The 15,644-nt window shown below is 41.8% G+C and carries 15 protein-coding genes; 11 read left to right on the top strand and 4 right to left on the bottom strand.

Annotated features, from left to right (window positions below; all coding sequences use genetic code 11):
• Positions 1-3: 3 nt before the first annotated feature.
• From FN808_RS02800 to FN808_RS19330, 9 genes are all read left to right on the top strand, one after another.
• Positions 4-729, top strand: a complete 726-nt coding sequence (locus FN808_RS02800; protein ID WP_142713032.1) for a hypothetical protein — start codon at positions 4-6, stop codon at positions 727-729.
• A 67-nt stretch (positions 730-796) separates the two neighbouring features.
• Positions 797-1,831 (top strand): sugar-transfer associated ATP-grasp domain-containing protein, encoded by a 1,035-nt coding sequence (locus tag FN808_RS02795; protein WP_185958219.1) that lies wholly within the window; start codon positions 797-799, stop codon positions 1,829-1,831.
• 59 nt (positions 1,832-1,890) lie between these two features.
• Positions 1,891-2,769: a DUF3473 domain-containing protein gene (locus FN808_RS02790; protein WP_185958218.1), complete on the top strand. Its 879-nt coding sequence runs from the start codon at positions 1,891-1,893 to the stop codon at positions 2,767-2,769.
• Between the two features lie 130 nt (positions 2,770-2,899).
• Positions 2,900-3,781: a hypothetical protein gene (locus FN808_RS02785; protein ID WP_142713029.1), complete on the top strand. Its 882-nt coding sequence runs from the start codon at positions 2,900-2,902 to the stop codon at positions 3,779-3,781.
• 71 nt (positions 3,782-3,852) lie between these two features.
• Positions 3,853-4,968 carry a polysaccharide deacetylase family protein gene (locus FN808_RS02780; RefSeq protein WP_142713028.1) on the top strand — a complete coding sequence of 372 codons (1,116 nt, stop codon included), beginning with the start codon at positions 3,853-3,855 and terminating at the stop codon, positions 4,966-4,968.
• A 271-nt stretch (positions 4,969-5,239) separates the two neighbouring features.
• Positions 5,240-6,238 (top strand): sugar-transfer associated ATP-grasp domain-containing protein, encoded by a 999-nt coding sequence (locus FN808_RS02775; RefSeq protein ID WP_142713027.1) that lies wholly within the window; start codon positions 5,240-5,242, stop codon positions 6,236-6,238.
• A gap of 12 nt (positions 6,239-6,250) precedes the next feature.
• Positions 6,251-6,859 (top strand): sugar transferase, encoded by a 609-nt coding sequence (locus FN808_RS02770; RefSeq protein WP_142713026.1) that lies wholly within the window; start codon positions 6,251-6,253, stop codon positions 6,857-6,859.
• On the top strand, positions 6,860-7,489 hold the full coding sequence (locus FN808_RS02765; RefSeq protein WP_142713025.1) for an acetyltransferase: 630 nt from the start codon (positions 6,860-6,862) through the stop codon (positions 7,487-7,489).
• A gap of 355 nt (positions 7,490-7,844) precedes the next feature.
• A complete protein-coding gene (locus FN808_RS19330; protein ID WP_281280759.1) occupies positions 7,845-7,973 on the top strand; it encodes a hypothetical protein in 129 nt (42 codons plus the stop codon).
• A gap of 219 nt (positions 7,974-8,192) precedes the next feature.
• Here the strand turns inward: FN808_RS19330 and FN808_RS02760 are convergent, their stop codons facing one another.
• From FN808_RS02760 to FN808_RS02745, 4 genes are all read right to left on the bottom strand, one after another.
• Positions 8,193-8,723 carry a CPBP family intramembrane glutamic endopeptidase gene (locus FN808_RS02760; protein WP_185958217.1) on the bottom strand — a complete coding sequence of 177 codons (531 nt, stop codon included), beginning with the start codon at positions 8,721-8,723 and terminating at the stop codon, positions 8,193-8,195.
• An 889-nt stretch (positions 8,724-9,612) separates the two neighbouring features.
• A complete protein-coding gene (locus FN808_RS02755) occupies positions 9,613-9,798 on the bottom strand; it encodes a bacteriocin (protein ID WP_142713023.1) in 186 nt (61 codons plus the stop codon).
• A gap of 23 nt (positions 9,799-9,821) precedes the next feature.
• A complete protein-coding gene (locus FN808_RS02750; protein ID WP_142713022.1) occupies positions 9,822-10,007 on the bottom strand; it encodes a hypothetical protein in 186 nt (61 codons plus the stop codon).
• Between the two features lie 606 nt (positions 10,008-10,613).
• Positions 10,614-11,342, bottom strand: coding sequence for a porin family protein (locus FN808_RS02745; RefSeq protein ID WP_142713021.1), 729 nt, complete (start codon positions 11,340-11,342; stop codon positions 10,614-10,616).
• A 667-nt stretch (positions 11,343-12,009) separates the two neighbouring features.
• Here FN808_RS02745 and FN808_RS02740 point away from each other — a divergent pair.
• Both FN808_RS02740 and FN808_RS02735 read left to right on the top strand, forming a co-directional pair.
• On the top strand, positions 12,010-13,224 hold the full coding sequence (locus tag FN808_RS02740) for a DegT/DnrJ/EryC1/StrS family aminotransferase (RefSeq protein WP_142713020.1): 1,215 nt from the start codon (positions 12,010-12,012) through the stop codon (positions 13,222-13,224).
• 489 nt (positions 13,225-13,713) lie between these two features.
• The gene (locus tag FN808_RS02735) at positions 13,714-15,642 is read left to right on the top strand and encodes a polysaccharide biosynthesis protein (protein WP_142713019.1); all 1,929 of its coding nucleotides are present in this window, start codon (positions 13,714-13,716) and stop codon (positions 15,640-15,642) included.
• Positions 15,643-15,644: the final 2 nt, after the last annotated feature.

The raw sequence follows: 15,644 nt of genomic DNA, 5'->3' as shown, positions 1-15,644 counted from the left end.
ACCATGCAGGAGATCAATAATACAACGCAGTTACTGTGGACGGGGGGATGGGATTCGACCTTTCGCTTGTTACAACTTTTATTTCTGGAAAATAAAATGGTTAAAACCCATTATATCGTAAGGGCTCAGGAGTGTACGGGTAAAGAAATTGATACTATGCATAATATTCGTCGTAAAATATTACGGCAGCATCCAGAAATGAAGAATCTTTTTCTCCCAATTTCCTATATAGGTATAGGAGAGATTAAAAAAAATAAGGCGATAACAGCTGAGTACAGACAAATTGCAAAGTCAAAAAAAATAAATCTTCAATACGAGATTTTAGCGAGGTACTGTGATCAGATTGGGGTTTTTCCGATGGAGTTAAGTGTGATCAGCAGTGAGACCTTCGATTATTTTAAGTCTAATTCTCCCATTTTTAAATATTTTGAATTTCCGGTATTGGGTCTTACAAAAAAAGAAATGGCTAATATTGCCGAGAAAAATGGGTGGATGGAGGTAATGAAAATAACGTGGTTTTGTAGGCGACCCCAAAACGGTCGTCCCTGTGGATTCTGCGGTCCCTGTACTGATGTGGCGATGGCAGGAATGGGATGGCGGTTGCCTTTGAAGGCAAGGATTGTAGCAGGTATCCAATTGCCTTTTCGAAGGTGGTGGCGTAATAATTATCAAAAACATGAGAAGGGAATTATGAAGTATATTCCAAGATTGTTAAATGACAGATTCTAATTTGTGAAGAAAAATAGAAGCCGTTACAGACTGAATCATTAACAGTAAATAATAGATGCGGGTGGCTATGAATAGCATAGACATGGTAAAGAGAGTCCATAGATATTCAGAGGAGAAAATACGCCTCTATTTTTACAGAAAGCAAGCACACCGCTTAATAAAACAGTTGGTTAACAGGAGGGGATATAAAATAGTGGACAAGAAAAAAATGAGGATGTTGAAATCGTACGCGAAGAAAACTTTCGGAAGTTCCTCTTTCTGGCCATGGTTATCCCTTTATACAGAAATCAGGGGAGAATTTAAAACAGGATGGATCCCGAATGACTATTTCCTGGCTTGTTTATCACGACAATATAACCCGGAGTCCATCAGAATAAGTGCCTACAAGACTTTTGATCATAAAGTGTTTCCTAATTTTGCTCCCGATCCTCTTTTATTGAAAATAGGTAAAAATATCTATGACAGTGATCGCAGGCCGATAGCAATCAATAAAGCAGAAAACATACTAGCTGACTATAATGATGAGGTGGTTCTAAAGGAAGATGAAGGGTTCGGGGGCCATGGAGTCAAATTTATTGAGTCTGGGAAGCTTGATCTTGACACCTACTCTCATATATCCAGCTACATTATCCAGCCGGTTATTCAACAACATGAGGATTTAGGATTACTAAATGACAAAACTGTTAATACGGTGAGAGTTCTCACTTATCTCAATGACGAAGGAGAGATAGATATCAAATATGCCTACCTGCGATTTGGAATCGGAGAGTCAAGAGTAGATAATGCATCATCCGGGGGAGGATTTTGTTTTGTGAAGTCCAACGGTCATCTGGCGGAAGGGGCCTATAATAGATTCGGGATAAAAATAGGAGAGCGGCATCCGGATAGTGGGATCACATTTAAGTCAATTGCTATACCCAGTTATGAAAAGGTATTGGATCAGTGTATAAAATCCCATAAAATTTTTCCCTATTTAAGATTTATCGGATGGGATGTTACTGTGAATAAGCTGGGGGATCCGGTGCTCCTGGAGTGGAATTCTGCGCCCTTAATCTGGTTGCCGGAGGCGTTGAATGGTCCGTTTTTTGAGGAACAATTGTAGATAACGGAATCTCGATTCAGAATGATTGCCGTAAAAATTAAATTTAAAAGGCTATGAGTTTGAGTAAGGCTGCTTTTACTATAGATGTGGAGGATGGCATAAGCATAGCCATGAGAGATGCATTCTCGAAGCAGTCGGAACAGACAGACCGGGTAGTTCGATTGACCCAGAGGATTCTCAGTCTTCTGGATGAACACAAGGTTAAAGCCACTTTTTTTATTCTGGGTAAAGTTGCAGAAAAGTTTCCGGAACTTATAGGGGAGATAGCAGAAGAAGGGCATGAACTGGGCGTACACGGATACCATCATCGGCAGTTTTTTTGCATGTCAAGACAGGAGGCTTTTAATGAAATAAGCTGTGCAAAAAAGCTTATAGAGGATATATCGGGGCAAGCTGTTTGGGGACACCGGGCGCCCGCCTTTTCCATTACACCAGAAACGGAATGGGGATTGGATGTCATTGCAGAAGCCGGATTTACCTACGACAGTAGCATTATGCCGATCAACGGAATACGTTATGGCTGGCCGGACTTTCCCAGGGAGATATGTAAAATAAAAACGCCATCCGGGTATGAACTTATGGAGGTGCCGATGTCTACCATTCAGATACTGGGACGGCAAATGCCGGTATGTGGAGGAGGCTACCTGCGATTTTCTCCGGAATGGTTGACCCAAAAGGCTTTTGAAATGATTATCAGGGAACGACCGGCGATTGTATATGTCCATCCTTATGAACTGGATACGGAACCGTATCCGGAATACTATTTTGAAGAGCTTAGAAAGGCACGATTTTTAAAACGTAATAAAATGAAATCAATGTGGCTCAATAGAAAAACGGTCTATCCCAAGTTGGAAATGCTTTTGACGAACTATGAATTTGACACGATGATCAGTCTGGTCCAAAAAAGGAAGACTTGCCAAAAAATGCTGAAGATATGACTGCTGATTGTCATCTGTTGACGTATGGGACATTAAATTTACAGCCACTATCGATAAAAACTGGGAACGTTTTCTAAAGGCTTATAAGCTTGTTCCTCATTCAAAAGGTTGCAATCACTATGGTTTATTCATGATGAATAATAGAACAATTATTTACATATCAGGAGAAGGACACTCGGGTACGACCCTACTCGATGTTATTTTAGGAGCTAAAAAAAGTGCATTTAGCTCTGGGGAACTTATTTTTTTTGCCCAAAAGGGAATAAAAAATAGAGAGTACTGTGCTTGCGGGAACCCGGTTCCCAGTTGCAGCATTTGGTCCAACATAATCAGGGAGTGGGATAAGGTAAGAACTTTGGATTTGGATGAATATATCAAATTACAAAGCAGGCTGACAAGTAAAAGATATATTTTGTCATCCTATATTTCACTGAGGAATCCATCCAAAAAATTACATTGCTTTTTGGAAGATACAAATAAGTTGTTTGACCTTATTTTTAAGATTACTGATTCAAAAGTTATCATAGATTCCTCTAAGGCTCCGGGAAGATTACTGGTTTTAAAAAAGTTAAACTATAAGATTAAGGTGATGCATTTAACCAGGAGGTTTGGTGATGTATTGAATTCATACAAGAAAGAAGTTCCTAGAAACTTAGAAGAGGGGATTGAGCATGATATTGTACCTCTGGGATCCTCCTATGTTTTTCGAAGTTGGCTACTTAAAAACTTTTTAACCTATGTTCTTTCTATAGGAATTTCTTATAAGAGAATTAAATATGAAAATTTAGTATCAAATCCTGTGGATGAATTGTCATTCATGATTGATGGAGATAAAGATTTTTTAAAAAAATTAACGGCTCGGGGGCCATTCTATTTAAAACACCTTGTAGCTGGCAATAAATTCCGTATGCAAGATCACATATACATTGCTGAAAAACCTATGAACACTTCCTACCACAGGTTAAGTGGGGCGGATAAAGCATTCGCAAAATTCATTGATTATTTTTATTAGAAATTAATAAAAATAGGTTTGACGCCAAGGTGAAACTGAAGTGATATCGATAAAGGTTCTCAGTAGAAAAGATGATTACATTAAATTTGAAAAATATGATCGGCTGGCGTTCACAGCGAAAGATTGTGGTTTTTTCGGTCGATGACTATGGGAACGTGCGGGTTGATTCAAAAACTGCCCGTGATAAGATGGACAAAGAGGGGCTCAAGGTCATGAACCGTTTTGATGCCTATGATACCCTGGAAACCCGTGATGACCTTGAAGCGTTGTTTCAGGTGTTGACTTCTGTGGAGGACCAAGGGGGAAAACATCCTGTTTTTACTTCCTTTGCAGTGCCATGTAATATTAATTTTGAAAAAATAGCTGAAACAGGATACCGGCGCTACCATTATGAGTTGTTGCCCGAAACATTTCAGAAACTATCTATTATGCAACCCAATGCCTATGTGGGTGCATGGGATTTGTTAAAAGAAGGGATGGAGAAGGAACTGATTGTTCCGCTGTTCCACGGAAGAGAGCATCTTAATTTGAAAGTACTTGAGGAGAAGTTGATTTCAGGAGACCATGAAGTACTTACAGCTCTCCAGAATCGATCGTATACAAGCATTAGGTCCAGTGGTTATAGCACGATCTCACCAATGGCTGCTTTTGATTTCTGGTCGATTGAAGAAAACGAGCGTTATAAAGATTTGATTTGTGACGGGTTGGAAGCTTTTGAAAAGGTTTATGGCTACAAACCCAATCATTTTAATCCGCCTGGTGGGCGTGAACATCCTATCATACACCGTCCCTTGAAAGAGCAGGGAGTACAGTACATTGATACCCCTTTATTGAAAAAAGAGCACCAGGGAAGGGGAGTGTACAAGAAAGTCTTCAACTATACCGGTAAAAAAAATGCGCTGGGTCAAACGTACCTGGTACGCAACGTGGTATTTGAGCCTACCGAAGATCGAGGCGTAAACTGGGTATCGTACGCAATGAAACAGATTGAAGCTGCTTTTCGATGGAATCGTCCTGCAATCATTAGCTCGCACCGGGTAAATTTCTGTGGACACATCGATCCCAAAAACAGAGAGAGGGGATTACAAGCGCTGCAGGAGCTATTGAAGAAGATCGTTAGTAGATGGCCGGATGTTGAATTTATGGCAGCCAATGAGCTGGGGGCGTTAATTAATTCCGATTCGTGAGCGGTAGTGATCACAGGGATTGAAGATGACAGGAATGCTTTCAGGAAAGGTCGAGTAATTTTTACTCGAACATATAAAAATAACCCGAAACGGTTCGGTTGTCACTCTAACCGGTTTCCATCCGGGCGGTTAAGAAAGATACTCTCAAGGCATATGAAGCTGATAAATAGTTATGACTCAGAATCACTGTTTTCCCAAACCGTATTGGCATAACTGTTGTATTAAAAAAAGTGGTATTGACCGTTTAAAATGTGAGTCATTAAAAATGAAAATGAACAGGGCTATATATCTCGGCTATTATTTGAAAAAGCTGGACCGCGAGAAATTCAGGGTATTTCTTAATCATGCCAGCAAGCTTACGGGGAAACCCAGGACCGCTATTCTGTCTGATGTTGTTAGAAGCGTCTTCACCTATAATATTTCGATACTGGAGTATTTCCAGTTTGGTTTTTTTGATCTATCCCAAAAAGAGCGGGAGCAATGGGCTGGAACCGGATATATGTATGAATACCAGCTAAGGATGAATCCACGCAATGACCGGCATATATTGGAAGACAAGACCCTTTTCTATAAGCACTACGGCGATTTTTTTGTTCACAGGGTCGCTGATATCGAGACGATCAAAAATCAGCCGGAAATTGCAGATGAAATACTTGCCAACCCGTCCGGAAGGCTTGTCTTCAAATCGGCGGAGGGGAATTGTGGGACCGATGTTGAAATTAAAAGATGTTCGGACTTTAACCGTGCAAGTATCCTGGATTTTATGGAGAAGAGAGGGTTTCCGTTGGTTGAAGAGTTTATTGAGCAGCATCCTCAATTAAATCGACTGTCGCCTTCTGCGGTCAATACTGTTCGCATCTTTACACAGCTCGACGACAGGAATGAAGTTGTGATACTGGGCTGCAGGCTTCGGATATCAGTCAACTCACCGGTGGACAATATGGCGGCCGGAAACCTGGCGGCTCCCATAGATGAAACAACCGGTCAACTGAGCGGTCCGGCTGTTTACAGCGACATAACGAAGGAAGTACAAGAATGTCATCCTGTGACAAAGGTAAAGATTCCCGGCTTCCAAATTCCTTACTGGGAAGAGACCCTTGAGATGGTAAAAAAAGCGGCTCTTCACCGACCACAGAATAGATCCATCGGCTGGGATGTGGTTATAACTGAAAAGGGTCCCGGATTGATCGAAGGCAACCACGACTGGTGTAAACTTTTATGGCAATTACCAGTGAGAAGGGGGATGAAATCAGCGTTAAAAGAGTTTTAAATACATAATGACATGGTTTATAGAAAATATGGCAAAAGATTGTTTGATGTGGTTATTTCACTGCTGCTTTTGGTCGTCACTTTTCCCATGTTATTAGTTATTGGTCTGTTACTTTATTTTCAAAATGAGGGGGCAGTGTTTTTTTACCAGCGGCGGCCGGGACTCAGGGAAAAGCCTTTTAAAATTATCAAATTTAAAACCATGACGGATAAACGTGATGAGCAGGGCAATCTCCTTCCGGACATGGAGCGTATGACCAAAATTGGAAGCCGGATCCGCAAACTGTCGCTGGATGAGCTTCCCCAGCTGATCAATGTGTTGAAAGGAGACATGAGCCTGATTGGTCCCCGACCTTTGTTGTTTGAATATATTCCCTATTACACCGAACAACAGCGGAGAAGACATGAGGTAAGGCCGGGTATTACCGGCTGGGCGCAGGTAAACGGTCGAAATTCCATCAGCTGGGAGAAAAAATTTGAATATGACCGTTACTATATTGACCACCTTTCCTTTGCCTTGGACATGAAAATTGTGGGTCTCACTGTCATAAAAATTTTAAAGCGGGAGGGTGTTAATCAGTCTGATGCCCAGCCTATGCAGCCTTTCAGGGGGACAAGCTAAATGAAGAAGAAACTATATATTATAGGCGCAGGAAGTGTCGGTGGCCATTTGGCGCTGAATATTAGTGAATATTCCAAAAAGTTCGATGTCGTCGGTTTTTTGGACGACGACCCGGAGAAGATCGGCACGCAGCAATTTGGACTGAGGGTGATAGGGGGAGTCGATAAAGCCCTGGATATGAAGAATGCGGCTGTTGTGATTGGTATCGCCTTTCCCAAGGTGAAAAGAGAACTTTTAATGAAATTGTCTTCTAACTCCTCTCTTTTGTATCCCACACTGATTCACGAAAGAGCGTGGATTTCCCAAAGTGTAACCATAGGGAAGGGATGCATTGTTTATCCGGGTACGACTATTAATTTTAGATCTGAAATCCAAGATTTTGTAGTGATCAATGTAAACTGTTCACTGGGTCACCATACTACGGTGGGCAGATACTCGAGCTTTGCTCCGGGGGTAAATACGGGAGGGCATACTATAATTGAAGAGGCCGTGGATATGGGAATAGGGGTGTCTACCCTCCAGGATATTCGGATTGGCAGGGATAGTACGGTGGGTGGACAAAGCATGGTTATTCATTCAGTAAGACCCAATGCAACGGTTGCAGGAGTACCAGCCAAAATTATTGGCTGATATAACGGCATAGTTTACCTTGATCATAAGGGGGCTCTTTTAGGTGGGGTAATTCGATGCTGGTATTGCATTCTGCTGGATGATCAAGCACTTCCGGTGTGTCTGCAGATTTTGCTCATCTAACGGGACAGGGGATGGAAAAGCGAGGCTGCAGGACCTTGCATTTACGCCAACAACGATCAGATCTATTGGAATAGAAAGACAGAAATTCTCTCAGCCTTTCCCTTTCTGAATTACCCAGTGAATTTGACAGGTCGGCCTCCATCATGGGGATTCCCAGATGCCTGATAAGCTCTAGATTCTTTTCCGCTGTTTGATGTGTGAAGGATACAAGGCGCTCCAGATTCATTTTGTCATGAACTTTGCTGATGACGCCCGTCGAAAGCATCCTCTTTTTGATTCTTTTTATATTTTTCTGCTCGCTGGTCATATCATAGACAACAACCCGGGGAAGGGGATCTTTATTTATTTGGCTGAGGTTTAGATGATCAGTTCCATAATGCGTTTTAAAGGACCCTCCGTAAATAGGATGGTTTTCTTGTACCCGAACGTCTCTAGTAAGAACAACCTGCTCAAGGCATTGAGGTGCCAGGTCAGCTTCCCTGTCTTTAGATATATATTAAGCCATATCATAGCAATTGTAATTTTATTGGAGATCTATAGCTTGCATGGAGAGGAAAACAGAAAAGCATTAATGCTGATACTATTCAGTTAAGAATAAAATAGCTATACTAATAAAATTATGAAGGGCATGTATTAAGAAGGTTACCCAAAAAGCTTTTCTAAAAGAAACTCTCATTTTAACGACAAATCCAAATGAAAGTATGATCGATAAAGGAAATATTATAATTGGATAAATATAATCATATGAGATGTGTATGATCGAAAAAACAATAGAGGCTGCCAAAATAAGTAGGCAACTATTATCAATTACCTTATGAAGTAAATAAATTGGAATAAGATTAAAAAAAAAGGTTTCCACAAAAGGAGCAAAAAAACAAGCAAGAAAAAAAAGTGAAAAAGTTTTTTTGCTTTTGTCTATAGGTGTTTCAAGTGCTGCAAAATTTGAATCAGTGAAAGTTTCATAGCCCCACCCAATAACCATGACAAACAATAATTTTGCTACAAGAGATAGAAGAGTTAGTTCAAATAGGAATCTAACTGTCTTGTATTTTTTTATCGTACGTAAGTAGTGAATTCCTGCAGCATATAAATCTGTTCCTATTCGATGCATAGCTCTTAGTTGGTATATTCTCATTTCTTATTTATGCATACATATGAGCTGGTAAATTTTTTTAAAAGTATGTTATGGCCTATCAGTGAAGAAAACCGATAAAACATTTTAGGATTATATAAGTAGACTTTTTAATTAATTAAAATGGGTATAATGTAACAAATATCTTAGAGCGGGCCTTTACTGAGATAGTTGGATTAGTTATTGTTTCGGTGAATAAAGTGAAAATCCGGTGTATCAAAAGAAATAATACATGTGCTTGGGATACCAATGAATTGAGTTCTTCGCCACTTGGCAGAGTTTCCAAAGGATTTAATGATGATTGTAGGACTCGATGAATTAACGAATCTATTTTTATCATGTTCAACTCAATGTGCTTATGATAGTCCACATCAAGAAGTTCGTTATAGCCCTGCAAACCATATCTGTGAACTGATGATTTGCGAATCAACTTTTCCCATGTAAAATACGGCAGACTTGTTTCAGGCATTAGCGGACAATTTTTTGCATAAGACCTCCACCTGATGTTTTGAAGATCCGGTATATAATGGTCGGCCTCTCAGTCCCACGACTACACATATCTAAAATTTGCTCAGATTAGATTTATCTATTTTAAGCTCCCTACCGTGGGAGCCTGGAGGCGGACCACTTAGCTATGTAATGATATAAATGGCTTTAGATGTTAATGACTGATTAATGACAAAGCATCTTCAGTTAACGTTGCGGCCAGCTGTAAAATCTATAATAAAATATTGGATAAAATCTCATGATTTTACATCAGAAATTTACTGGCGCATATCATATCATTTATTCATTGCATAGAATATGTTATAAAAATGTAAAGCTTGTCATGCTTTACGAGATGATGAAACTCGCTTTAAGATGTTATTTAATATGATTGTATTTGACCCTCAGCTCGTGCTCTATGTGAGGTTTTAATATCTTCCCAGATTTGTCTTGCAAGCCGCCCAGTAGCAAAACCTATCCTATAAGCCCAACTCTTTCTGCCACCGTATACTGATGTTAATTCGTTCTCGGTTAATTCAAAAATGTTTATTTCTTCTGGAGTATTCATAATTTATATGTCTTTGACAATAGTTATGCATTCCAACCATCTCTAAAACCATTAGCAAAATCCTCGGTGGCGTCAGCTAAACCGGTATATTCTGCAAACTTCTTAAAATATTTCCAGCCCTTTCTGAGGGCGCCAAGTCTCCCACCTCCTAAACGAATAGTTTCATTATAAGTCAATGCAATTAAATCCATTTCGGTTAAATTTTTCATAACATTCTACCTTTAATTTTAGTTAGTGAAAACCGTTTTCAGCATTAGATACACCTATAATGAATTACACTTTACTGAATAAATAAATACAGTGGCTCATTTTTTAAAAAAAACTGAAACAGTAGCATGAAAGAACTGGCCAAGAGCATCTGGTAAATGTTGATGAAATATGAACAATACATGGAATCTGGTTACCTCTTACAGTTAACTAGAATATTAAGGGGATAGGTTATTACCTTTATATCGAAAGTCAAGGTCGCCTCCGGTATATGTGGGGCTTTTGGCACCCGGATCATCTAGAAATAGCCCTCGACTCTCAGCCAGTACGTGCGGGTTTCCAAAAACGCCATTTCAAAATATGCAGATCGACATTTCCAGCTAATAACTTCCTTTCCTAAATTATACTTCAGGCTTTTAGACAGATAATGATGATCCTAGATTTGGAAAGATCTCAAAAGCAGGGTACCGCCATGTTACTGGTGCTAAATAACAGACCGTGACTAACAGGAATGAACTGGTTCTAATTAAACTACCGACTGATACCGCAGAATTCTAATGGGCACAAATATACCATGGGCTTTCAGCAACTGAAAGTCGTCCATTATTTCAGAGAATAAAATAGAGAGCTACGGTTACGGCCATGTTGTGCGGGTAGAATGCCAGTTCTTCTGCATTGCCGGAATCCCAAACGGAATATTGTGCACGTGCTTCAAGGCCAATTTTTCTTCTCAGGCCATGTTCAACTCCCATGCCGAAAACGACTCCTCCGTCGTATTCGGCATACTGGGAAGTGATATCATTGGAGAATTCTCCTTCAAATGAGATGCCAATGGGAGCTCCGGTATTTTGACCCTTGAACCGGGCATCCAACAGGTAGCCGGCAAAAACTCCGCCGGTAAGATGATAGGTGGTTTTAGGGGTATCACGACCGTAAACGACACGCTGTGGAGGCACGGTTGAAAGTTGCAGTACCAGCGGAAGCTGGATATACAGCAGCTTTGTTCTGCTGTCGGTTTGTAGCTCCGAGCCGCGCAGCATGAAGGGTTCTTCATATTTGGCTCCGAGAAGGGTAAGGGAGGGTTCCATCTGCAAACGAAAAGCTTTCGAGATATTTTGCCGGAGTATCATTCCGCCATAATAGCCGGTTGTTATTTTGGGGTCCAGATTTAATCGGATATCCCCATTAACATATCTGAATGCATTGAGGTGAGAACTGATATTCATGCCACCAGTTATTCCAAAATTTGTTGATTGCGCAGTTGCAGGATAAATAAGTCCCGACAGGACGATTAGTAGGAGGCCTGCTGGAAGTGATCGTAAATGAAAGCCATTCATTATAATTCCGTGTTTAATAATTTATCATAAATTTTCCCACGTCGATATAAGGCTCAGACTACGGGGATTCTAATTGGCTATGCCTCATATGCAATAGGCCAAGCTCTGAATTACTTCGGCTTGCAGTAACTGTATCATGCAAGAATAGGTCCAAAATGGCATGGTTGGACCTATTTTAATGTGTGGCATTTCCCCTTATACCCGGGATCTCCACGGCCGCATGCAATTTGTTCCATCCCATCCGGCTTATACCTGTTCTACTGCAGCGGTATAGGGGCATTGATCGGTCGTGCTGGGAGGCTGCTGTTGTAAATGATCGTAACACGGGTGTAGGGCTGCAGGGGAAAAATTCGAAACAACTGAAGACGCAGGCCAAGTAAAATTTACTCACGCGGATGAACAAAAGTAACACTGTCTACAGATATCCCTTTCCTGTTTTCGGTTGACAATTTTGGGTTTCCAGTGGGTGTGTGAGCGCTTCACAGGAGATGGAGTCTTATTGATTCAGCTATTTGCCCGGCTAGATGAGCCAGCTGTATTGAGTTGGCATAACTCTTGTATTCCAACAAGAGAGGAGATGTTTTCCAGTTGAGCTAAATAGGGATACCCCTATCAAAAGTCGGCTGGAAAACCATCTGCATCAGAAAATACAGTTATACAATTGATTATGGACGATTCTACATCTCGCATTTACCTCTCCTCTCCTCATATGGGAGGGAAGGAACTCGACTATATTCACGATGCATTCAAAAAAAACTGGATTGCTCCTCTGGGTGAAAACGTGGATCAGTTCGAGAAGAATTTACAGGACTACACCGGCAGAAGTCATGCCGCTGTCGTGACCTCCGGTACCGCAGCAATGCACCTGGGACTTATTTTGTGTGGATTGCAGGCAGGAGATGAAGTGATTTGCCAGTCGCTTACGTTTGCTGCTACAGCCAATCCGATCAGGTACCAGGGAGCCACCCCCATCTTCATTGATTCGGAACCGGAGACCTGGAACATGGATCCACAGCTTTTAGAGCATGCCATCCTGGACCGTATGGAGAAGAATGGAGAAACAGCCGGAAAACCGAAGGCAATTATCGTTGTACACTTGTACGGCATGCCGGCCAAGGTTGATGATATTCTGAAGGTCGCCCGGAAATTCGATATCCCGGTCATCGAAGATGCTGCAGAGGCACTCGGATCATCTGCGGGGGGGAAGAGATGTGGCAATTTTGGGGAATTGTCAGTGCTCTCCTTTAACGGAAATAAAATTATCACCACCTCTGGAGGAGGCGCTTTATTGGGTGACCAGAAGGAACTGATATCAAAAGCCCGGTTTCTTGCAACACAGGCGCGCGACAAGGCACCTCATTACCAGCACTCAGAACTTGGTTACAATTACCGGATGAGTAATATAGTGGCTGGCATAGGGAGGGGACAGATAAAGGTTCTGGATGAACATATAGCGGCCAGGCGATCGAATCATGATTATTATTTTGAGCAGCTGAACGGGAACTGGCTTGATTCAGATAGCGCAGAGACGGGGCAGGGTATTGGTTTTAAAGCCCGTATGGCGACAAGTGGAATTTACTTCTTGAAAGAACCGGAAGGGCATTTCAGTAATCGATGGCTGACTACTGTTCTTGTCAACCCCCAGGAGACCGGGGGGGTCACAAGAGAAGATATTCGACAGGCCCTGGAAGAGGAAAATATTGAATGTCGTCCGCTTTGGAAACCGATGCATATGCAGCCGCTCTATAGCGATTTCCCTTATTACGGTAATGGCATTTCGGACAAGCTCTTTGAATGTGGTCTTTGTTTGCCTTCAGGGAGTAACCTTTCAAGTTCTGATCGTCAGCGAATTGTTAGTGTCATTCATGATCTCCTGGATTGACAGATGCTTCCTTTTCTAATGCTTGCAGCTTGTATAGGCTCTTCTGATAAGCGCACGAGGTGAAGAAGATACAGAAGTCAGTAGAATCAGCATGGTACGGGGGAAAACACTGTATAGTCAGTCTTTATTCCATGAAAATATAAAAGGGTCGTATCGAGTAATTTTTACTCGATCACCTGAACAAATATAACACATACTGCCGGGGAGTGCGATGTAGAAAATCATCAGGGGCTTTTGTAGCAGAACAGTTCCCATACAGGAAAGTGGGATCATGCGTACCTAAGGACTTTTTAACCGTACAATCAGTGGTTGATTACATACCCCGTCTGAATTGGCATAACTCTTGTAGTATTAAGATAAGTCGATACGCTTCTTTCAATTAGGAAGCACGATGTATGAAATGGTTTGAATTATTTGAATGTAAATAGAAGCTCAATTTGGTGCGGCGCATGTTCTTATTAACAATTTCAATGTAGGAAAAGGGAGAAAATGAGTGGAAACCATCAGGAAATAGAGTCTTATAAAGATAAGTACAAGTATCGGAATAAATTTACGAGAGGGCTTTTCTTTTTGATAGGGGATGCTGTACTGCTGCTGTTATCAGCATCATTTGCCTATATGATTTTGTCCCCGTTTGTGGCCAATGTGAAAGCATTCCCCGTTCAACATACCATGGTCATCGTAGGCTCGGTCTTGGCAGGATTAACAATATGCAAGATGTATATGGTAACCTGGAGATATACCAGTTTGGGAGAGATGGTCAGAATTGTGCTGGCGGTTATTTTCGGTGGAATGAGTTCACTGGTAATAATGCGGTTTCTTCAGGATGCGGGAAACTATGAATATGCATTTACGACTCTTACCCTGACCAGTGCCACATTGGGAATTGGCGGATTTAGAATTAGTAAAAGAATGTACTGTGAGTTTGTGAATCCCTCCAAGAAGAATAAAAAGCATACGATTATTTACGGCGGAGAGAGCATGGGAGAGCAAATACTTCGCGATATTCTCCGGAATGATCAATGGGATTTGTCGGTATATGGAGTTTTTGACGACCGGACACTGCCTGGCCTGCTTTTGCACGGGGTTCGCAATTTGGGGGGCAGGGAGGAAATGATTAACCATATTCGGCAGTACCCTGTAAAATTATTAATTATCGCATTTCCGGAAATACCCAAAAAGGATCTGAAAAAGCTGGTGGATGAAGTCAAGGAAATTCGTCCAGACATGGACATCAAGGTCCTCCCGTCTTTTCATTCCCTGACGGATGATCCGGTTGGAGTCCGGCATATTCGGGATGTAAGTATTGAAGATATTCTGGGACGAGAGCCGGTTGAAATCGACATGGATTCAATAAAAGCGAGCATACAGGGAAAGACCGTACTGGTTACTGGTGCCGGCGGATCGATAGGGAGTGAGCTGATTCGGCAATGCGCCAGTCTGGGACCACAGAAATTAATTGCCCTGGACATTGATGAGACTGAACTGTTCTATCTTGAAAATGAATTCAAGGACAGGGACACGACGGTCATTCCATATGTGGGCAGCATCACAGATGAATCTAAAATGGACCAGATATTTGGAAAGATCGAGCCTGATGTCATCTTTCACGCTGCTGCCTATAAACACGTACCCATGATGGAAAGCTTTCCAGAGGAGGCGATCAAGGTGAATGTGGGCGGAACCTATACCCTTGCATCGCTTGCCTGCAAGCATGAGGTCGACAAGTTTGTGATGGTGTCGACGGATAAGGCAGTAAATCCCACCAACGTGATGGGCGCAACTAAGCGTATCGCGGAAGAAGTTTGTATGGCACAGAATGGCACTTGCCTGACGAAATTCATTTCTGTCCGGTTTGGTAATGTACTGGGATCAAGAGGATCTGTGGTGCCGCTGTTTATTGAGCAGATCAACAACGGGGGGCCGGTCACGGTCACGGATCCCCGGATGAAACGCTATTTCATGACGATTCCAGAAGCTGTCCTGCTGGTGATGCAGGCCGGGTCTATGGGACAAGGGGGAGAGGTCTTTGTACTTGATATGGGAGAACCGGTGAAGATTCTGGATATGGCGAAGGAGCTTATCAGGTTGCATAATCTGGAGCCGGGAAAAGATATCCAGATTCAAATTACGGGGCTCCGGCCAGGCGAAAAACTGTTTGAAGAACTGTTAAATGCAGAGGAGGGGGTTACTGAAACCCGGCACAAGGAGATTTTTAAAGCGGTTTGCAGCAGAAAAGTAACGACTGAAGAGCTTGAACAAAAAATTTCTGATTTGCTGCATCTCCTCGAGAATGGAAATACACCCTTTATAAGGGAGCACCTGAAAGAAATGGTCCCGACCTATTCATATAAGGAAATGAAGAAGTTCAATGGATCAGTAAGAGCAACGACAGACAGATCACTGCTGGCTGGTTAATA

It is taken from the genome of Fodinibius sediminis (assembly GCF_900182555.1).
GTDB lineage: Bacteria > Bacteroidota > Rhodothermia > Balneolales > Balneolaceae > Fodinibius > Fodinibius sediminis.
This window is presented reverse-complemented; position numbering and strand designations above follow the sequence as displayed.

Excerpts from the sequence above, each read along its gene's own strand:
- FN808_RS02755 (WP_142713023.1), bottom strand. The coding sequence starts at position 9,798 with ATGAATACTCCAGAAGAAATAAACATTTTTGAATTAACCGAGAACGAA.
- FN808_RS02740 (WP_142713020.1), top strand. The coding sequence starts at position 12,010 with ATGGACGATTCTACATCTCGCATTTACCTCTCCTCTCCTCATATGGGA.
- FN808_RS02775 (WP_142713027.1), top strand. The coding sequence starts at position 5,240 with ATGAACAGGGCTATATATCTCGGCTATTATTTGAAAAAGCTGGACCGC.
- FN808_RS02750 (WP_142713022.1), bottom strand. The coding sequence starts at position 10,007 with ATGAAAAATTTAACCGAAATGGATTTAATTGCATTGACTTATAATGAA.
- FN808_RS02765 (WP_142713025.1), top strand. The coding sequence starts at position 6,860 with ATGAAGAAGAAACTATATATTATAGGCGCAGGAAGTGTCGGTGGCCAT.
- FN808_RS02785 (WP_142713029.1), top strand. The coding sequence starts at position 2,900 with ATGATGAATAATAGAACAATTATTTACATATCAGGAGAAGGACACTCG.
- FN808_RS02795 (WP_185958219.1), top strand. The coding sequence starts at position 797 with ATGAATAGCATAGACATGGTAAAGAGAGTCCATAGATATTCAGAGGAG.
- FN808_RS02760 (WP_185958217.1), bottom strand. The coding sequence starts at position 8,723 with ATGCATCGAATAGGAACAGATTTATATGCTGCAGGAATTCACTACTTA.
- FN808_RS02770 (WP_142713026.1), top strand. The coding sequence starts at position 6,251 with ATGGTTTATAGAAAATATGGCAAAAGATTGTTTGATGTGGTTATTTCA.
- FN808_RS02745 (WP_142713021.1), bottom strand. The coding sequence starts at position 11,342 with ATGAATGGCTTTCATTTACGATCACTTCCAGCAGGCCTCCTACTAATC.
- FN808_RS02800 (WP_142713032.1), top strand. The coding sequence starts at position 4 with ATGCAGGAGATCAATAATACAACGCAGTTACTGTGGACGGGGGGATGG.
- FN808_RS19330 (WP_281280759.1), top strand. The coding sequence starts at position 7,845 with ATGAACTTTGCTGATGACGCCCGTCGAAAGCATCCTCTTTTTGATTCT.
- FN808_RS02735 (WP_142713019.1), top strand. The coding sequence starts at position 13,714 with ATGAGTGGAAACCATCAGGAAATAGAGTCTTATAAAGATAAGTACAAG.
- FN808_RS02780 (WP_142713028.1), top strand. The coding sequence starts at position 3,853 with ATGATTACATTAAATTTGAAAAATATGATCGGCTGGCGTTCACAGCGA.